The sequence below is a fragment of the Gallibacterium genomosp. 3 genome, from assembly GCF_001678475.1.
GTDB classification, from domain to species: domain Bacteria; phylum Pseudomonadota; class Gammaproteobacteria; order Enterobacterales; family Pasteurellaceae; genus Gallibacterium; species Gallibacterium faecale.
Window position 1 is genome coordinate 129360 of record NZ_JTJR01000035.1, and the last position, 19402, is coordinate 148761.

Annotated in this window: 17 protein-coding genes; 8 read left to right on the forward strand and 9 right to left on the reverse strand. The window is 34.1% G+C overall.

The window, feature by feature from the left end:
• Positions 1-167 precede the first annotated feature (167 nt).
• The 3 genes from QV06_RS08975 to uxaC all read left to right on the forward strand — a co-directional run bounded on the left by QV06_RS08975 (position 168) and on the right by uxaC (position 3479).
• Positions 168-1151, forward strand: coding sequence for a TRAP transporter substrate-binding protein (locus tag QV06_RS08975; RefSeq protein ID WP_065237846.1), 984 nt, complete (start codon positions 168-170; stop codon positions 1149-1151).
• A gap of 76 nt (positions 1152-1227) precedes the next feature.
• Positions 1228-2073, forward strand: coding sequence for an SDR family oxidoreductase (locus QV06_RS08980; protein WP_065237847.1), 846 nt, complete (start codon positions 1228-1230; stop codon positions 2071-2073).
• A gap of 2 nt (positions 2074-2075) precedes the next feature.
• On the forward strand, positions 2076-3479 hold the full coding sequence (gene uxaC / locus QV06_RS08985) for a glucuronate isomerase (protein ID WP_065237848.1): 1404 nt from the start codon (positions 2076-2078) through the stop codon (positions 3477-3479).
• 69 nt (positions 3480-3548) lie between these two features.
• Here the strand turns inward: uxaC and gapA are convergent, their stop codons facing one another.
• Positions 3549-4544 (reverse strand): glyceraldehyde-3-phosphate dehydrogenase, encoded by a 996-nt coding sequence (gapA, locus tag QV06_RS08990; protein ID WP_065233993.1) that lies wholly within the window; start codon positions 4542-4544, stop codon positions 3549-3551.
• Between the two features lie 183 nt (positions 4545-4727).
• The gene (gene fadR / locus QV06_RS08995) at positions 4728-5450 is read right to left on the reverse strand and encodes a fatty acid metabolism transcriptional regulator FadR (RefSeq protein WP_065237849.1); all 723 of its coding nucleotides are present in this window, start codon (positions 5448-5450) and stop codon (positions 4728-4730) included.
• 292 nt (positions 5451-5742) lie between these two features.
• Here fadR and nhaB point away from each other — a divergent pair, with 292 nt between their 5' ends.
• The 5 genes from nhaB to menB all read left to right on the forward strand — a co-directional run bounded on the left by nhaB (position 5743) and on the right by menB (position 11796).
• Positions 5743-7299, forward strand: coding sequence for a Na(+)/H(+) antiporter NhaB (nhaB, locus tag QV06_RS09000; protein ID WP_065237850.1), 1557 nt, complete (start codon positions 5743-5745; stop codon positions 7297-7299).
• A gap of 13 nt (positions 7300-7312) precedes the next feature.
• A complete protein-coding gene (gene dsbB, locus QV06_RS09005; RefSeq protein WP_065237851.1) occupies positions 7313-7855 on the forward strand; it encodes a disulfide bond formation protein DsbB in 543 nt (180 codons plus the stop codon).
• Between the two features lie 76 nt (positions 7856-7931).
• Positions 7932-10187, forward strand: coding sequence for an ATP-binding protein (locus QV06_RS09010; protein ID WP_065237852.1), 2256 nt, complete (start codon positions 7932-7934; stop codon positions 10185-10187).
• 6 nt (positions 10188-10193) lie between these two features.
• Entirely contained in the window at positions 10194-10922 is a 729-nt protein-coding gene (menH, locus tag QV06_RS09015; RefSeq protein WP_065237853.1) for a 2-succinyl-6-hydroxy-2,4-cyclohexadiene-1-carboxylate synthase, read from the forward strand.
• 16 nt (positions 10923-10938) lie between these two features.
• On the forward strand, positions 10939-11796 hold the full coding sequence (gene menB, locus QV06_RS09020; RefSeq protein WP_065237854.1) for a 1,4-dihydroxy-2-naphthoyl-CoA synthase: 858 nt from the start codon (positions 10939-10941) through the stop codon (positions 11794-11796).
• A 99-nt stretch (positions 11797-11895) separates the two neighbouring features.
• On the opposite strand, the gene QV06_RS09025 is transcribed toward menB, so the two are convergent.
• The 7 genes from QV06_RS09025 to QV06_RS09055 all read right to left on the reverse strand — a co-directional run bounded on the left by QV06_RS09025 (position 11896) and on the right by QV06_RS09055 (position 19396).
• Positions 11896-13773, reverse strand: coding sequence for an acyltransferase family protein (locus QV06_RS09025; protein ID WP_065237855.1), 1878 nt, complete (start codon positions 13771-13773; stop codon positions 11896-11898).
• 84 nt (positions 13774-13857) lie between these two features.
• Positions 13858-15927 carry a glycine--tRNA ligase subunit beta gene (gene glyS, locus QV06_RS09030; RefSeq protein ID WP_065237856.1) on the reverse strand — a complete coding sequence of 690 codons (2070 nt, stop codon included), beginning with the start codon at positions 15925-15927 and terminating at the stop codon, positions 13858-13860.
• Between the two features lie 28 nt (positions 15928-15955).
• On the reverse strand, positions 15956-16519 hold the full coding sequence (locus QV06_RS09035) for a hypothetical protein (protein ID WP_065237857.1): 564 nt from the start codon (positions 16517-16519) through the stop codon (positions 15956-15958).
• A gap of 32 nt (positions 16520-16551) precedes the next feature.
• Entirely contained in the window at positions 16552-17121 is a 570-nt protein-coding gene (locus tag QV06_RS09040; RefSeq protein WP_065237858.1) for a GIY-YIG nuclease family protein, read from the reverse strand.
• A 671-nt stretch (positions 17122-17792) separates the two neighbouring features.
• Positions 17793-18374 (reverse strand): hypothetical protein, encoded by a 582-nt coding sequence (locus tag QV06_RS09045; RefSeq protein WP_065237859.1) that lies wholly within the window; start codon positions 18372-18374, stop codon positions 17793-17795.
• A 114-nt stretch (positions 18375-18488) separates the two neighbouring features.
• A complete protein-coding gene (locus QV06_RS09050) occupies positions 18489-18758 on the reverse strand; it encodes a hypothetical protein (RefSeq protein WP_065233983.1) in 270 nt (89 codons plus the stop codon).
• A 20-nt stretch (positions 18759-18778) separates the two neighbouring features.
• A complete protein-coding gene (locus QV06_RS09055) occupies positions 18779-19396 on the reverse strand; it encodes a glutathione S-transferase (protein WP_065237860.1) in 618 nt (205 codons plus the stop codon).
• Between the last annotated feature and the right edge of the window lie 6 nt (positions 19397-19402).

A 19402-nucleotide genomic window follows, 5' to 3' on the forward strand; every position in this document is an offset into this window, starting at 1 on the left:
CTTTATTTTGTGATTTGGATCACCAATTTAAAAAAATTGGATTGCCAATCATCGAAAAACGCCTATATTTAAACCAACAATATATTTTATATTGTCGTTAAAGCAAAATTGATATACCAATTTTAAATGTTAACAATGATACTACTATTACCAGCAGGAGATCTTTTATGAAAAAGACTATTATTTCTGTAGCGTTAACCTCTTTACTCTCCATGGGGATTGCTTTATCAGCGCAAGCTAAAACAGTCCTTAAACTCAGTCATAACAATGACAAAACTCACCCAGTACATATTTCTATGCAACATATGGCTGATGAAGTAAAAAAATTAACTAATGGTGAAGTAATAATTCGAATTTATCCAAATAGCCAATTAGGAACACAGCGTGAATCAATGGAACTATTACAATCAGGCTCTTTGGATATGGCAAAATCAAATGCTAGTGAAATGGAAGCTTTTGAACCATCTTATGGCGCTTTTAACTTACCTTATTTATTTAAAGATAGAGAGCATTATTATCGTTCCTTAAGTGATCCTGAAGTAGGACAAAAAATTCTTGGTTCATCAAAAGATAAAGGTTTTATCGGATTAACCTATTATGATGGTGGTGCTAGAAGCTTTTATGCAAGTAAACCAATTAAATCTCCAGCTGATCTGAAAGGTATGAAAATCCGTGTACAACCAAGTCCTTCTGCTGTAGAAATGATGAAATTAATGGGAGCTTCCCCTACACCTTTAGCTTATGGGGAACTTTATACAGCATTACAACAAAAAGTTGTTGATGGCGCAGAGAATAATGAAACCGCATTAACTCTTGCCCGTCATGGTGAAGTGGCTAAATATTTTAGTGAAGATCAACACACTATGATCCCAGATGTTTTATTAATTAGTGTGAAATCATGGAATAAATTGACTCCTAAACAACAAGCTACACTAAAAAAAGCTGCTGATGATTCTATGCTATTCCATAAAGATCTTTGGACTAAGATGATTGCTGAAGAAGTTGAGAAAGCAAAAACACAATTAAATGTACAATTTATACAAGTTGATAAACAACCTTTTGTTGATGCAGTAAAAAGTATGCATGATACAGCAAAACAGAACCCTATTCTAAAACCATATATTGAAAGAATCGTAGAGTTAGGAAAATAAATCCTATTATTTAAATCACTTAACGGCATTTTCTTACAATGCCGTTTATTTTCTTAAATAAAATAAGGAGTTAAGAATGAATATAGCTCAAAATCATAATTTAAAGGACAAACTTATAGTTATTTCAGGTGCTGGTGGTGTTCTCTGCGCTTTCCTTGCTAAAGAACTTGCAAAGACTCAAGCTAAAATTGCATTACTCGATATTAATTATGATGCCGCTAATCAAGTAGCAAATGAAATTAATCAAGCTGGAGGAATAGCAAAAGCTTATAAAACAAATGTACTAGAATTGGAAAGTATTCAACAAACTCGAGATAAAATCTACGAAGAACTTGGTACCTGCGATATCTTAATCAATGGTGCTGGTGGTAATAATCCAAAAGCCACAACAGACAATGAATTTCATCTATTAAATCTTCCAGAAAATACAAAAACATTCTTTAGCTTAGACAAATCTGGTATTGAATTTGTATTTAATCTTAATTACTTAGGAACATTATTGCCAACACAGATCTTTGCTAAAGATATGATAGGAAAAGAAGGAGCCAATATTATTAATATTTCTAGTATGAATGCGTTCACTCCTCTCACTAAGATCCCCGCCTATTCTGGTGCAAAAGCAGCAATTAGTAATTTTACTCAATGGTTAGCTGTTTATTTTTCTAAAGTTGGTATTCGTTGTAATGCCATTGCTCCAGGCTTCCTTGTAAGTAATCAAAATAGGGCCTTACTATTTGATAATGATGGTAATCCAACTCCTCGTGCAAATAAAATTTTAACTAATACCCCAATGGCACGATTTGGTGAACCTGAAGAACTTTTAGGAACATTACTTTTTTTAATTGATAGTCAATATTCTAGTTTCGTGAACGGTGTGATTATTCCTGTTGACGGTGGCTTTTCTGCATATAGTGGGGTGTAATAATGAAACCGTTTATGGATGAAGATTTTTTACTATCCACTAAAACTGCAACTCTGTTATATCATCAATATGCCGCATCCCAGCCTATTTTTGATTATCACTGTCATTTAAGTCCTAAAGATATTGCTGAGAATCGGCAATTTAATGATCTAACGGAAATATGGTTAACTGGAGATCATTACAAATGGCGAGCAATGAGAACAGCCGGTATTCACGAAGACTTGATTACAGGTACAGCTAGCAATTATCAGAAATATCTCGCCTGGGCAAAAACAGTTCCTCTTTGTATCGGCAATCCAATCTATCACTGGACACATCTAGAATTACGTCGTCCTTTTGGTATAACAAATACACTATTTAACCCAGATTCTGCTGAGAAAATTTGGTATCAATGTAATGAATTATTACAACAACCTGAATTTTCTACACAAGGCATCTTGCAGCAAATGAATGTCAAACTTATAGGCACTACTGATGATCCTATCGATTCTCTTGAATATCATCAGCAAATTGCCAAAGATTCTACATTCAAAATTCAAGTTGTTCCAAGCTGGCGACCTGACAAAGTATTTAAGATAGATTTGTCTGGGTTCATAGATTATATTTCTCATTTGTCTGAGGTAAGTAACGTAGATATTCATTCTTTTTCTACTTTGAAACTAGCACTAATAAAACGTTTAGATCATTTTGATAAACATGGGTGCAAATCTGCTGATCATGGTATTGAAATTGTTCGTTTTGCTCCTATCCCAGACGAAAAAACATTAGACAATATCTTACAAAATCGCTTGCAAGGCAAAGATTTGTCTGACTTACAAATAGCACAATTCACTACAGCAATTCTAGTATGGTTAGCACAGCAATACTCAGAACGTAACTGGGTTATGCAAATGCATATTGGTGCTTTACGTAATAACAATACTCGAATGTTTAATATATTGGGTCCAGATAGTGGCTTTGATTCTATTGCAGATCGTTGTTATGCTGAGCCTTTAGCAAAATTATTAGATCTTATAGATCAAACAAATCAATTACCAAAAACAATCCTCTATTGTCTAAACCCTAGAGATAATGAAATGATTGCCAGTATGATAGGTAATTTCCAAACTGGAGGAATCCCTGGAAAAATCCAATTTGGTTCAGGTTGGTGGTTTAGCGATCAAAAAGATGGTATGGAACGTCAATTACAACAGCTATCTCAATTAGGTTTATTAAGTCAATTTATTGGTATGTTAACCGATTCTCGTAGTTTTCTATCTTATACTCGTCATGAATATTTTAGACGGATTCTATGTGAAATGATTGGTAAATGGGTAGAAAATGGTGAAGTTCCAAATGATATTGATTTACTAGGAAATATGATAAAAAATATTTGCTTTAACAATGCTCAAAACTACTTTAAATAATGCTTTTTTAAAAACAAAAAAACCGCCAACAAAGGCGGTTTTTTATTGGATTACAGATTAATCACTCAATTATTTAGAGATATGAGCAACTAAGTCTAATACTTTGTTTGAATAACCAGTTTCGTTGTCATACCAAGAAACTACTTTAACGAAAGTATCAGTTAATTGAATACCTGCTTTAGCATCAAAGATTGATGTTAATGCACAACCGTTGAAGTCTGTTGATACAACATCATCTTCTGTGTAACCTAAAACACCTTTAAGTTCATTTTCAGAAGCACGTTTCATTTCTGCACAGATTTCAGCGTAAGTTGCTGGTTTTTCTAAGTTTACAGTTAAGTCAACAACAGATACGTTTGGAGTAGGAACACGGAATGCCATACCAGTTAATTTACCATTTAATGCTGGAATAACTTTACCTACAGCTTTAGCAGCACCAGTTGATGATGGGATGATGTTTTGAGAAGCACCACGACCACCACGCCAGTCTTTAGCTGATGGACCATCTACAGTTTTTTGAGTTGCTGTAGTTGCGTGAACAGTTGTCATTAAACCGTCTTTGATACCCCATTTGTCATTTAATACTTTAGCAATTGGTGCTAAGCAGTTTGTTGTACAAGATGCGTTAGAAACGATGTCTTGTCCAGCATAGCTATCGAAGTTAACACCATTTACAAACATTGGAGTGCTATCTTTTGAAGGACCTGTCATAACAACTTTTTTCGCACCAGCAGTGATGTGTTTACGAGCTGTTTCATCAGTTAAGAATAAACCAGTTGCTTCAACAACAACATCAACACCGATTTCGTTCCATTTTAAGTTTGCTGGATCACGTTCTGCAGTAACGCGGATTGTTTTACCATTTACTACTAAGTTACCATCTTTAACTTCAACAGAACCGTCGAAACGACCGTGAGTTGAATCATATTTCAACATATACGCCATGTAATCAACATCGATTAAGTCGTTGATACCAACTACTTCGATGTCATCACGGTGTTGTGCTGCACGGAAAACGATACGACCGATACGGCCAAAGCCATTAATACCAATTTTAATTGCCATAGTATTTTTACCTATATTGAATGTTAAACAAAAAATCTAATTAAGCCACGTTTTATCCTATTTAAAATAGAACTTTCCATGACATAACTGTGGCGAATTATAGCATAAACTTCTTTTTTACGAAAATCCGCCATCTTGCAGTCGCAAGATAACAGATAACTTTTTTGTGATCTACATCAAATTTTATTGATTAAAGTTTTCTGGTAAATGTTGCTGCATAGATGACCAGATAAGACCGCTTTCAATACCATATTGGCGAATACAAGGTCTGACCTGATCTATCTCTCCAGATTGACAAATACTTTGTAATTGATGATAAAACTTTAGTGCTAGCTCTCTACTTAAAGCATTTGAAAAGTAGAAGTGTCCTACCCGCTCATATAAACTTTTTAGGCTATTTAAAATCAAGCCATACACGGGATTTTTAGAGGCAAAAGCAAGTTTACGGAAAAGTTCATAATCAAAAGAAGTATAATCTTCCGCGGTATCTTTGAGTCTAGCTAATGGTTCAAAAACAGCTAATGACTCCTCTTTTGCAATACGAAACGCTTTACTAATATAAATACCAGAGATATTTGTTCTTGCCGATAAAATATTGGCAATAATAGTAGGTACTCTTGTCCCATCTAATTTAATCAGCGCTTCTAAAATATTAAGCCCCGATGTTTCCCAAATATTATTAACACGTGTTGGTTTACCGTGCTGAATACTTAACCAACCATCACGAGCTAAGCGCTGTAATACTTCTCGCAAAGTAGTCCGTGTTACCCCAATTTTATCGGCTAATTCTCTTTCTGCGGGGAGATCACTTCCCGGTGGAAAATGATTATTCCAAATACTTCTGATTATGTATTCTTCTGCTAATCCTGCAGGGCTATGTGCTTTGATGACATCATTATTTGCCATTATCGTACCTTGTTCCTAATTACACTCTAACAGATCATACATAACACCTTTTCTACTGATTTTCATTAATCAAAAAAGGTTACATACTTTCTTAATAACTAATATTTTGTGCATTTCGCATTAAAAAATGCACTGAATAAGCGAAAAAGACGAAAATCTTTGATCATCCACAAATAAATCGAATATCGAATGAATAAATCTGCAAGATTGTATTACAATCGAGCCAGTTGTAAATTAAAAAAACACAACATCACTAATAAATAATGTTCTAAAAGTCTATGGAGATGACGCTATGACCTATTTGCAAGCAAGTATGCAAAATTTTTTAGGGCAGAGTCCAAATTGGTATAAATTATTTATCATTGGCTGCTTAATCCTTAACCCTATCATTTTTTACATTAATCCCTTTCTAGCTGGTTGGCTTCTTGTTGCAGAATTTATTTTTACTCTTGCCATGGCGTTAAAGTGTTATCCCTTACAACCCGGTGGTTTGCTTGCATTAGAGTCTGTCATTATTGGTATGACAACGCCTGAACATATTAAGCATGAAATTATGGCGAATTTTGAAGTCATTATGTTGTTGATGTTTATGGTGGCAGGTATTTACTTTATGAAGCAATTATTACTATTCCTGTTCACCAAACTTCTCCTCGCCATTCGTTCCAAAATTACCTTATCTTTAGCTTTTTGTATTAGTGCTGCATTCTTATCTGCATTCCTTGATGCACTTACTGTTGTTGCCGTTGTGATTAGTGTCTGTATGGGCTTTTATGGGGTTTATCATAAAATTGCATCAGGCAATAAATTTGATGATTCTACGGATATTACCAATGACGATAAAATCACCAGTGCCAAAAAGACATTAGATGAATTTCGTGCTTTTTTACGTAGTTTAATGATGCACGCAGGTGTAGGTACTGCATTAGGTGGCGTAATGACTATGGTTGGCGAACCACAAAACTTAATTATTGCTGAACAAGCTGGATGGCATTTTGGTGAATTCTTCTTCCGTATGGCACCTGTAACACTCCCTACCTTAATTTGTGGGCTTCTAACTTGCTTCATACTTGAAAAATTTAAACTCTTTGGCTATGGTGCACATTTACCTCGTCGTGTTTGGTTAGTGCTAGCAATTCTAGATCGCAGTCAAAGTGAAAAAATGAGTCGTAATGATCGAATCAAATTATTTGTACAAGCACTGATCGCTGTTTGGTTGATTATTGGGTTAGCCTTCCATCTTGCTGCGGTTGGTTTAATTGGATTAACGATCATTATTTTATCAACTTCATTCTGTGGTATTACTGACGAACATACCATTGGTCGTGCCTTCCAAGAGTCTTTACCATTTACGGCTTTACTTGTTGTTTTCTTTACTGTGGTGGCAGTGATTATCGATCAGCACCTATTTGGCGGAATTATCCAATTTGTATTAAGCGCTAGCGAAAGTTCACAATTAATCCTGTTCTATATCTTTAATGGTTTGTTGTCATCTATTTCAGATAACGTATTCGTTGGTACCGTTTATATTAATGAAGCAAAAGCAGCTTTAGAAGCAGGTAAAATTTCTTTAACTCAATTTGAAAATATTGCTGTTGCTATTAACACAGGTACTAACTTACCATCTGTAGCAACGCCAAATGGGCAAGCAGCTTTCTTATTTTTGCTAACTTCATCATTTGCCCCATTAATTCGTTTATCTTATGGTAGAATGGTGCTCATGGCGTTACCTTATACAATTGTGTTATCTGTTGTCGGTTTAATTGGCGTAGAGTTTTTCTTACCTGAACTTGCTGCACTCTTCACACAATGGGGATTAATTCCAACGCCACATATTCCACCAGTACATTAATAAAGGATAGGCGATGCTTACTGTATTTAAATCTTGGTCTTTAACTCGAACAGCGTGGCTAATTATGGCGCTATCAGGATTAGCGCTGGAAAGTGCTGCGCTTTATTTTCAACATGGCTTAGGATTACATCCTTGCGTAATGTGTATTTATGAACGTGTAGCATTGCTTACTATTATTTTTGGTGCACTCATTGGTGCCATTTATCCCTCATCACTATTCTTTCGTATTGCAGGTATTATTGTTGGTGCCTGGGGTGCAATCAAAGGCGTATTACTTGCCCTAGAACACGTAGATTTACAACTTAATCCAGCGCCTTGGAAACAGTGTGAATTTCGTCCTGACTTTCCACAAACACTTCCACTTGATCAATGGTTCCCACAAATTTTCCAAGCAAGTGGTTCTTGTAGTGATATCACTTGGCGTTTTCTTGGTTATACTATGCCGCAATGGTTAGTTGTTGTTTTCGGGATTTATATCGTACTTTGGCTACTTATTGCATTAAGCCAATTTAAACGTGGTTATTCAACACGCCAAAGACGTTTATTTAAACATTAACGTTCAATGATCAAAAAGGATAAATTTAAGCCATAATTTATCCTTTCTTTTTATCTATTTCTGCCAAGGATTAACTATGCTTGATATTAGACATTCTGTGCAAAAATATATTGATTGGGTTATTCGTCTAGGGAGATTACGTTTTTCTCTGCTTGGCATTGCTGTGCTTGCCGTTTTTGCACTCTGTGTACAAATTCTTCTCAGTATTTTTGTCACTGGGCAGATCTATTGGATGGATATTATTCGTTCTATCAGTTTTGGTTTGATTTCCGCACCTTTCGTTATTTACTTTTTTAATGTTATCGTGGAAAAGCTCGAACGTTCTCGCCAACGTTTACACGAATCAAACCAAGAGCTCTCCGAAACACTAAAACTATTAGAAAAAGAGATTACAGAAAAAAACAAAGCTCAACTCGCTTTACAACAAAAAGCCGATTTTCTCCGTTCTTTTATCGATGCGTCTCCTGACCTTGTGTTTTCACGCTCTGAGAGTGGTAAATTTCTAGAATGTAATCGTGCTATGGAATTACTCACTGGGAAAAGTGAAAGTGAGCTACAAGGATTAACCATTCAACAAACTTTCCCTGCTGATATTGCTAAATATATTCAAGGCACAGATAAAGCTGTCTTAGAAAATAATATTGGTATGACTTATGAACAATGGTTTAAATATCCAAACGGTAAAGTCGCTTGTTTTGAAATCAGAAAAGTCCCTTATTATGATCAAATTAATCAACAACACTGTTTGCTAGGTTTTGGTCGGGATATTACTGAACACAAACGCTATCAAGAAACTATCGAAAAAGCGAGCCGTGATAAATCAACATTAATGACAACCATTAGTCACGAATTACGTACTCCATTAAATGGTATTATCGGGCTAAGCCGAATTCTTTTAGATAGCCAACTCAATGAAAAACAACGTAATTACTTACATACAATTAACGTTAGTGCCGTTTCACTTGGGCATATCTTCAGCGATATTATTGATTTAGAAAAATTAGATTCTCGCCGTATTCAGTTATATAAGAAAGAAACTGATGTTCTACGCTTATTAAGTGATATTGAGAACTTTGCCACCTTTATGGCAAATCAGAAAAATCTCTACTTTAAGTTGGAATATGATGACAACTTACCTAAGTTCTTAATGTTAGATTCTGCGCGAGTGTCACAAATTTTATGGAATCTGATTAATAATGCTGTGAAATTCACGACAGTTGGTGGGTTAACTTTGCGTTTCTCTCGTCTTGATCAGCACACTTATAGTTTTGCATTAACCGATACAGGGGTAGGTATTCCGGCGAATGAGCAGAAAAAAATCTTCGCAATGTATTATCAAGTCCGTTCTGGCAATCAAAAAGCGCTTGGCAGTGGGATTGGTTTATCCATTTCAAAACGCATTGCTAAATTAATGAATGGAAACTTAACCGTAAGCAGTGCACCAAATAAAGGCTCGACATTTACCTTTACATTTAAGGCAGAAGAAGCTGTAAAACTACCGCCAATTGTCACTATTCCTGAATTGCAACATCTTTCTATCTTATTAGTGGAAGATATTGAAATTAATGTGATTGTTGCACGATCTATCCTAGAAAAATTAGGTTATCACGTTGATGTCGCTATGACAGGAAAAGACGCGATTAAGATGTGTGAAGAAAAACAATATGATCTTGTTCTACTCGATATTCATCTACCTGATATGACTGGCTTTGAAATTGCCGAATACTTACATCAACAATATGAACAAGAAAAATATGATTACTTACCGCCATTAGTGGCGTTAACGGCTAATGTTGTATCGAATAAACAAGATTATTTCAAACATGGTATGGATGATGTTTTACAAAAACCGCTTTCATTAGAGGCTCTTAATCAATGTCTATTACACTTGTTTAATTTACAACCTCAACCTATTGCAGAGCCAACCTTTACTGAAACTGCGCTACCGACAAAAAGCAAGGATTCTGAAGTTTGGCAAAAATTAGATATCGTGATATTAAATGAATTAGCCAATATTCTCGGCAAAAAGACCATTCAAAATAACTTAAATTTATTCGCCTCTATGATGCCGAACTATCTACAAGAGTTATCTGCTCAATACCAAGCTTATTTAACTGACCCTCAACATAAACAATCATTATGCGAAATTGCTCATAAAATGAAAGGAGCGGCATCTTCTGTTGGGTTAAAACAGTTGCAAGAAATCAGCAAGCATATTCAAGATGGTAATGAAGCAGATTGGGAAGAACATTTAGCTGAACGGATTGAGTTGTTACAACAATGGCAACAGCATACAGATTGCTTACAACGTTGGCTAGATCAGAAGTATTAAATTGATATGCAACATCTTATCTTTTTACATGGTTTTTTAGGATCACAACAAGATTGGCATGCGGTAGTTACACAATTATCCAATGTACAATGCCACTGTTTAGATCTTCCAGGACATGGCGCGAATCATCATATTCAAATCAGTGATTTTGCAGAAAGTGCAATTTGGCTTTCAAAACAGATTCAACAATTAGTTGGTCAAGCACCCTATTATCTGATTGGTTATTCCTTAGGTGGTCGGTTAGCTGCTTATTTTGCTACACAAACTATAACACCAGTACATAACTTACAAAAAGTAGTGCTAGAAGGCGCAAATTTAGGACTAACCTCTCAAATAGAACGGGAATTACGTTGGCAAAATGATACGATGTGGGCAGAACAACTTGCTACCCAACCAATTAGACAAGTATTACAAGCTTGGTATCAACAACCTGTTTTTGCCGATCTCACTGAACCACAACGCCAAGATTTAATTAACATTCGTGCTAATAATCAACCAACTGCATTAAGCCAAATGCTGTTAGCCACGTCTCTTGCAAAACAACCTGACTTGTGGCAACAAATTCAGGTACAACCAGAAAAGTTCTACTACTTTTGTGGTGCAAATGATGAAAAATTTCGCCAATTAGCAGAAAAGCATCAATTAAACCTAACATTAATTGAGAAAGTTGGGCATAATGCACACGTTCATCAGCCAATCGCATTCGCAACCAAATTGGCTGCACTATTTTGTTAATAAAAAAGGAAAAATTATGTTATATCCAAGCGAAGACTTTTTATACGCACCTGTTGAATGGCAAGATTGTAGCGCAGGTTATACCGATATTCTTTATCATAAATCTGCTGATGGTATTGCCAAAATTACGATTAACCGTCCTCAAGTACGTAATGCATTTCGTCCACAAACCGTAAAAGAGATGATTCAAGCCTTTGCTGATGCTCGCTTTGATGAAAAGATCGGGGTTATTGTTTTAACTGGTCAAGGTGAAAAAGCATTCTGTTCTGGTGGGGATCAAAAAGTCCGTGGTGATTACGGCGGTTATAAAGATGATCAAGGTGTACATCATCTCAATGTACTCGATTTCCAGCGTGATATTCGCACTTGTTCAAAACCAGTTGTCGCAATGGTTGCAGGCTATGCAATCGGTGGTGGTCATGTATTACATATGATGTGTGACTTAACAATTGCCGCAGACAATGCAATTTTTGGTCAAACTGGACCAAAAGTAGGTTCTTTTGATGGTGGTTGGGGTGCGTCATATATGGCCCGTATTGTAGGTCAAAAGAAAGCCCGTGAAATTTGGTTCCTTTGCCGTCAATACAATGCGCAAGAAGCATTAGATATGGGACTAGTGAACACTGTTGTACCTTACGCAGATTTAGAAAAAGAAACCGTACGTTGGTGTCGTGAAATGTTGCAAAATAGCCCGATCGCATTACGCTGCTTAAAAGCGGCATTAAATGCAGATTGTGATGGTCAGGCGGGATTGCAAGAACTTGCTGGTAATGCAACAATGTTGTTCTATATGACTGAAGAAGGTCAAGAAGGACGTAATGCATTCAACGAAAAACGCCAACCAGATTTCAGTAAATTCAAACGTAATCCTTAATCACACAATATGGTCAGCAGATGCTGACCATTATTTTCACTATACGAAACAAATATTACCAATTAAATATCTTATGTCCTAGTATCTAATATGATGCCCTTACCTCTTTTCTGAATTAATTTCTTCTATCAATATTTTTGGTAATAATATTTGAGATTCACTAAATTTATAACCTATATTATATGAACCTATTGGCGTTAGGTGATCTTGATCCTTATAAATTGGACCACTATCTATATTATATTCTGTTGGTAGGAATGAAAGAAGATCAACCCAATGCACATTAGGAATGTTATTTATAGTGTTATAAATCTTATCATTACTAGATTTAATATCTCCTATAGATGTAATTGGTGGTAAGTATTTATCTAAACCAAAAGGCTTTAAGTGTAGTATTCTTAATGGAGAATAACTAATAGCAGGAATATTAGAAAATACATATACTTGTTTATCTTTAGCTAAAAATCTTACAAAATTTTGTAATTTTAAATAAAAATTTTTTTCTCTATACGAAAGAGGATCACTTCTTGGAACAGGATTCTCCCCTGAATATAAATCATAAAAAAAACTAATAAATATTACTGGGTATTTATCTATTTTATTCATAACAGATAAACAAGACTCACTCTGAATAATACTGCCATTTTTATCAATTGGAAATTTACACCCCATATTATTTATATTGATTATATCTGCTTTCCAACCTTCCTTTTTTCCAACATAATCTAAAAAGAATGAAAGGTGATCAGCATGAGAATCTCCTATCATTAATACTTTACTTGGTAATGTATTTTCTATAACTAAGCTATCCTCCTTTGTATATTGTCTATCTATTTTTCGGATATGATTTCTTAATAAATAATTCATCCCTACAATCAAAATAGATGGAATTAAGTATATATAGACGAATGCTTTCCAGAAAGATATTTTTCTATAACGTATAGGTTTCTCAACTAAATAATACCCAAGAAAAGATAGTAAGAAAGTAAGAACACCTTGTAAAGTTATAAATAAAATACTTTTTGATACATTTCCTAAAACATAATTAAATATCGTAATGATAACCCAATGCCATAAATATAAAGAATAAGATAACAATCCTATTTTTACTATAAATGATAGACTTAGAATATTTTTAATAACCTTTCCTGATTGTGAAAAATAGATGACTCCTGCTGTAAGAAAACAAGGTATAAGTAAAGCTATTCCAGGAACAAACAGTGTCTTTTCTGAATAATAGAAGAAACAATATATAATTAGCACTAAACAAATAAAAGAAATAAGATCTGCAATAATTAAATAATTACCCCCCCCCTTACCTTTATATGGTGACAATAAAGATAAGCCAGAACCAATTAATAATTCAAAAAAACGTAGTTGTGGTAAATAATAAGTGTTTATATATTTAGTATAATATGAACTAGGAATAAACGTTGAGGCTAAACTTAAAAAGAATAGAATCATTATTGCTTGAAACAATAACTTCTTATTCAGAGATTTTCTATATATTAAAATGACTAATAAAGGAAAAAACAGGTAGTACTGTTCTTCTACGGCTAAAGACCATATGTGTAGTATAGGGTTACTTGTTATATCTAAATCAAAATATCCTTGAGATTTTGCAAAAAAGATATTTGCACTTAATACAACAGAAAATTCGATCCCTTTTCTTAAAGTATTAAAATCATTATATGTGAATATTAAAGCGCCTACTATAGAAGTAAAAAACATTATAAAAATAAATATTGGATATATTCTTTTTATCCTTCTATTATAAAAATTCTTATAAGTAAAAATTTTATTTTCTATTTCTGTAACAATAATTTTCGTAATTAAGTACCCAGAAATAACAAAGAATATATCAACGCCAAGAAAGCCACCAGGTAGCCAATTACTATTCAGATGAAAAATAATTACTGAAATAACAGCTATAGCTCTTAAACCATCAATTTCAGCACGATATTTTATACTAGACATTTATGTGATCTTATATAATTGTAAAAAAGGTTAAAATAAAAAAATAAGTAGAGATAGATTTATCTCTACTTAGCTTCTTATAGATTATTGTAATAAAGAAATATCCGCTACTTTAAAGAACAGATCACGTAAATTCTTCAATAATGCTAAACGATTTTGGCGAAGTTTTGCATCTTCCGCATTTACCATAACATTATCAAAAAAGTTATCTACACTTTCACGTAATCCAGCGAGTTGATCTAAAGCAGTTTGATAATCGCCTTTTTCAAACAATGGTTGCAATTCACGCTGTAACTCTAAAACACGTTCAGCTAATGTGATTTCTTGCACCTCTTTGCATAATGCAAGATCGATATGCTCAGGTAATTCGCCTTCTACTTTAGAAAGAATATTTTGTACACGTTTATTTGCTGCGGCAAGCGATTGTGCCGCTTCTAAAGTACGAAAATGACTTACAGCTTTTACGCGTGCATCAAAATCAGCTGGTTTAGTTGGGCGACAAGCTAATACCGCTTGAATGGTATCAATTGCGTACCCTTCATCTTGATACCAAGCACGGAAACGACCAAGAATAAAATCAACAACATCATTTACAACCGCTGTATTAGTTAATTTATCACCATAGAATTGTGCAGCTTTCTCGGTTAAATCGACTAAATCTAATGGTAAATTTTTCTCTACAATAATTCGCAATACCCCTAATGCTGCACGACGTAACGCAAATGGGTCTTTATCACCTTTTGGATGTTGCCCAATACCGAAAATGCCCACTAAGGTATCGAATTTATCCGCTAAAGCAACAGAGCAAGCCACTAGACTACGCGGTAATTCGTCACCGGCAAAACGTGGCATATATTGTTCATTTAACGCAACCGCTACTTCTTCGTCTTCACCATCATGGCGAGCATAATGCATTCCCATTACGCCTTGTGTATCTGTAAACTCAAATACCATATTTGTCATTAAGTCACATTTTGACAATAAACCTGCACGTTGAGCTTGTTGTACATTAGCACCAATTTGTTGAGCAATTTCACCACTTAATTTCTCAATTCGTTCTGTTTTATCAAATAATGTACCTAGTTGTTGTTGGAATAATACGGTTTTTAGGCGTGGTAAGTTATCAACTAAACGTTGTTTTAAATCCGTTTTAAAGAAGAATTCTGCATCACTTAAACGAGGACGTACAACTTTTTCATTCCCTTGAATTACCGCACTTTGATCCGCTGGATTAATATTTGATACAAAAATGAAATGTGGTAATAACTTGCCACTTTGATCATAAATTGGGAAATACTTTTGATCTCCTTTCATGGTGTAAACCAAGGCTTCGGCTGGAACAGCTAAGAAGCGTTCTTCAAATTTTGCCGTCATCACCACTGGAAATTCAACTAATGAAGTCACTTCCTCTAAGAGATCTTCTTCAATATCTGCTACTCCACCAACTTTGGCAGCAGCTTGCTCTGCATCACGGCGAATAATAGTTTTACGTTGATTAAAATCAGCAATCACGCTGCCTTTATCTGCTAATAATTGTGGATATTGATCAGCATGATCAATCGTAAACTCGGCCTCACCTAAAAAACGATGTCCACGAATAGTACGTGCACTTGCAACACCAAGGATCGTCCCTTCAATTAACTCACCACCAAATAATAATGTCACAGTATGTACAGGACGGATAAATTGCTCACTTTTATCTCCCCAACGCATTGGTTTAGGAATTGGTAATTTCGCCAGTGCATTAGCAACTAAATCCACTAATAATTCTTTTGTTTGTTTACCTGCTTCTACAACTTGATAGAATAACCACTCACCTTTATCTGTACTGATACGTTCCGCTTGATCAACTGTAATTCCGCAACCTCTTGCCCAACCTTCTGCCGCTTTAGTCGGTTTACCTTCTGCATCAAATGCTACTGATACGGCTGGACCACGCTTTTCAATCGTTTTACTTGGTTGTTCAGTAATTAAGTTATGTACTTTCACTGCCAAACGGCGTGGTGCTGCAAACCATTCCACTTTATCAAAAGTTAAGCCAGCATTATTTAACTCCGCAGTGAAATTATCTGCAAATGCCACCGCTAATTTTTTCAGAGCTTTCGGTGGTAGCTCTTCAGTGCCGATTTCGGCGAGGAAGTTTTGTGTTGTCATTATTTAATCCAATTAAAAAATAATAAATTTATGAAAAATCTTTTTGTCTATCTGGGTTAATTATCCATTCAATAGTTAACTCATCTCTATCATCATTTCTAGAGTCATCTTTAATATCAACCACTTTTATTAGGCAATAAAATCCTTTTTTATTAACTAAAATCGCTATTTCTCCTTCATTCAGCTTTCTAGTTCTAGATGTAAAATCAAATACATCTGGATTTCTAATTTCATAAAAATCATATACACCTTTTGCTAAAGCTATCTTATCAATGTTAGGAGGATCATTATATAAATAAATACTTGTATCTGATGCTTTACTCCACTTAGTTGTAAAAATAGCATCGTCTTCTCCTATATTAAAATTCCCATTATTTGATGAGTAATTAAAGCTATCTCTCCCTTTAATTCTTTTACTCGCATAATTTGGAGAGTACTTGATAAAATTTGCTAAACTAGCAATTCCACCAAAAAGAATTGTTAGAGGTTCTAATCTCGAACAGTCCGTAATAAACCAAATAATAGAAACAACTATAAACGATGAAGTAAAAAAAATAACAATTTTACTCTGTAAAATACTTAATTTATACATAATTATATTTTTTCTATCCTTAAATTAATACTTTACCTACTAAATAAAAAAATTAAAATTATTACAATAAAAATTAATAAATAATTATTCCATTTTTCGTTAGCTTTCTCATATTGTTTTTTCCTATATATTTCTAGTTCTTTAGCTAATTCTTTTTTCCGTTTACATTCTTCTATCTCTTGTTCCCTAGTATATTTATCAACTAATCCTCTATATAAATCATATTTAAAATATTCCTTAACAATAAGGACCTTTGGATTATTTATTTTTTTGATATTAATAGCTTTTCTTATAGCCCAAATTGCTCTTTCTAAAGAACAATTAAACCACTCTTTACCCTCTCCAATTTCATAGCCATTTATCCTATCTTTAAAAATTATCGAATGAGCTGACTGTTCTATTTCCCAAGGATTTTCTATTAAAACAAAATATTGTACTATTGGTGTTTCGGATAATTTTTGCCTATATTTAATACTCTTTGCCCGTTCATTTGGCTCCTTTAATGTATATCCAATCTTGTGTTTATCTCTTCGATTCGGATAAGACATAACATATAAGTATCCTTTTTTTCCAATAGATCTAGTATCTTGATATTTACTCATAATAATTTTTATAATAACCTTATTTTTACCTTATATTATTATCAATAATTTCTACCCTTGTATTTACAATTCTAATTTAAGTATCTTCCATAACTTTCAATTCATAAGTATTCCAATCGAACTATAAAGATTCAACACATAGCACATGCCAAACACAAATACTATACATATCGGCAAAATATTAACAACTAGGAAAAATACAAATTGTTTTATGTTAATTTTATGCCAGATCGCTTTGTACATTATCCAGGTTACTTCTTAGCAATACTTATTTTTATTATTGAATTCTGCCAAGCCTTTAAGCATTATTTGTGAGCAAACTTTCTTGATACTTATTGTTTATCATCTGACAAAATATCGCACATAGTTAATGTATTAACTGCCTACTCTATGAATTTAATCTCTCCAACATTAAAAACTTGTATGCTTTGTTGTTTTAAGAAAAAGTAACTTTATCCTACTGTTTGAACAGTCATAGTCATCTTTGTAGCTACTAATCACCAGTTCTCCTGAAAGTTTAGCTGCATACCATTAAAACTGCAGTGAAATTATCTGCAAATGCCACCGCTAATTTTTTCAGAGCTTTCGGTGGTAGCTCTTCAGTGCCGATTTCGGCGAGGAAGTTTTGTGTTGTCATCTTATTGTTCTCTAATAACAAATATATCTATATCTTATGGAAAAACTTGTTTAAAATTTTCAGACCAAATTTTAGGATTTAAAGGTCTTGTACAAAAACCTTTCGTTTTATCATTTGCAATCATCATTGCATCTTTCGCTTTATCCTCTCTTTCAAAGGATTTAATTTGAATCTGCTGCTTATCAGTTATCCCTGAAAGTTTTCTTTGTTTAATTTGTTCAACAAATCGCTGTGCAATTTGTTTTAATTCAGCATTCTTTTCAATTTCTTGTTTAGCCAGATAATTACTTTCATTTTGAACATTAATCACATTTTCAATCTTAATTATGATCTCATCATTAACTAACGCCCATTTTCCCGTCATTGCATAGCTGTAATACAATATGCTCAGAAACTTAGCATCAGGCAATTCCTTTGCTGGAAACATTAACATCGAAAAAATCTGAGCTGTTCCATTCTTATGCAAGCGATAATCTGCTAAAACTTTTGCATTATGATCTTTATGTTCAATTTGGCAATGCCAATCACCATAAAGATCTTTTACACTGTATTGCACACTTTTCGCACTCACAAAAGAACTGATCAACAGTAAAAAAGAAAAGATAACTTTCTTCATTGTATATCTCCAAGTCTTATTGAGGCTCATATCGATATTCCACTATCGATATTGGTTTAGCTAATTTATCGCTTGTAATAAGCTATCTTCTATCAATGCTGCTGTAATTCACGATTACGCTTTTGGTGAAAAATAAACTGCAAGTTGAGCAGTATCTAAAATCACATCATCACCAACAACTAATGCTGGAACACCTGCATAACCATTCGCTTTCACAGCATCGAAAGCTGAATGTTGATCACGTAAACGTAAAAAACGTTTCAGATTTGCCATACTCTCCAAAATACTAACGCTTTCATATTCCACATTTAAGCGAGATAACTCTGCCACAAAAGGCGCTGTATCAGGGCAAAGATGGGCAAAAAATAAAACTGGTTTTGTCATTTTGATCATCCTAAAATTGTTTATGCTGTTGGTTTTGTTGTTTGCAGACAAGGATATTTTTCATCCATTTTCGCTGCCCATGTGACTAATTTAGGAAAGTGTTCTGCTAAGTTAAATCCGGTATTTTCTAAACGGAATGTCCACCAATCAATTAAACAGACAGCGCTTAATGTACCAATATTTAATTCATCACCAAACTGAGCAAGCTTTTCTTCAAGCTGCACAAAACTACGGATATTTCTTTCCATTAGTTGTTGGTGTCTTGCAGTCCACCACTCATTTTCAGGGCGAAAACGACGTTCAGCCACAATAGTCGGTGTTGTATTTTCCAAAATACCTTCTACTAAAGCATGGAGTGCCAATACTTGCCAGCGTTTACCATTCATTGGAAATAATGTCGGTTGTGAACCGATACTATCCAAGTATTCACTAATCAATAAACTCCCAAACAACCATTCACCATTTTCCATCTGTAAAGCAGGGATTCTGCCTAATGGATTATCTTTATTATGAGGAGAGTTAGGATCAAATGAGTTGGTGATTTTTAATAATTCAATCTGATCTTCGAGTTGATGATATTGTAATGTTGCTCTTGCTTTACGAGCGAAAGCACTTGTTGTGGAATACCAAAGTTTCATCTTTAT

What these genes read in the sequence shown, in the direction of transcription:
- QV06_RS08975 (WP_065237846.1), top strand. Translation starts at nt 168, where the DNA reads ATGAAAAAGACTATTATTTCTGTAGCGTTAACCTCTTTACTCTCCATG.
- QV06_RS08980 (WP_065237847.1), top strand. Translation starts at nt 1,228, where the DNA reads ATGAATATAGCTCAAAATCATAATTTAAAGGACAAACTTATAGTTATT.
- uxaC (WP_065237848.1), top strand. Translation starts at nt 2,076, where the DNA reads ATGAAACCGTTTATGGATGAAGATTTTTTACTATCCACTAAAACTGCA.
- gapA (WP_065233993.1), bottom strand. Translation starts at nt 4,544, where the DNA reads ATGGCAATTAAAATTGGTATTAATGGCTTTGGCCGTATCGGTCGTATC.
- fadR (WP_065237849.1), bottom strand. Translation starts at nt 5,450, where the DNA reads ATGGCAAATAATGATGTCATCAAAGCACATAGCCCTGCAGGATTAGCA.
- nhaB (WP_065237850.1), top strand. Translation starts at nt 5,743, where the DNA reads ATGACCTATTTGCAAGCAAGTATGCAAAATTTTTTAGGGCAGAGTCCA.
- dsbB (WP_065237851.1), top strand. Translation starts at nt 7,313, where the DNA reads ATGCTTACTGTATTTAAATCTTGGTCTTTAACTCGAACAGCGTGGCTA.
- QV06_RS09010 (WP_065237852.1), top strand. Translation starts at nt 7,932, where the DNA reads ATGCTTGATATTAGACATTCTGTGCAAAAATATATTGATTGGGTTATT.
- menH (WP_065237853.1), top strand. Translation starts at nt 10,194, where the DNA reads ATGCAACATCTTATCTTTTTACATGGTTTTTTAGGATCACAACAAGAT.
- menB (WP_065237854.1), top strand. Translation starts at nt 10,939, where the DNA reads ATGTTATATCCAAGCGAAGACTTTTTATACGCACCTGTTGAATGGCAA.
- QV06_RS09025 (WP_065237855.1), bottom strand. Translation starts at nt 13,773, where the DNA reads ATGTCTAGTATAAAATATCGTGCTGAAATTGATGGTTTAAGAGCTATA.
- glyS (WP_065237856.1), bottom strand. Translation starts at nt 15,927, where the DNA reads ATGACAACACAAAACTTCCTCGCCGAAATCGGCACTGAAGAGCTACCA.
- QV06_RS09035 (WP_065237857.1), bottom strand. Translation starts at nt 16,519, where the DNA reads ATGTATAAATTAAGTATTTTACAGAGTAAAATTGTTATTTTTTTTACT.
- QV06_RS09040 (WP_065237858.1), bottom strand. Translation starts at nt 17,121, where the DNA reads ATGAGTAAATATCAAGATACTAGATCTATTGGAAAAAAAGGATACTTA.
- QV06_RS09045 (WP_065237859.1), bottom strand. Translation starts at nt 18,374, where the DNA reads ATGAAGAAAGTTATCTTTTCTTTTTTACTGTTGATCAGTTCTTTTGTG.
- QV06_RS09050 (WP_065233983.1), bottom strand. Translation starts at nt 18,758, where the DNA reads ATGACAAAACCAGTTTTATTTTTTGCCCATCTTTGCCCTGATACAGCG.
- QV06_RS09055 (WP_065237860.1), bottom strand. Translation starts at nt 19,396, where the DNA reads ATGAAACTTTGGTATTCCACAACAAGTGCTTTCGCTCGTAAAGCAAGA.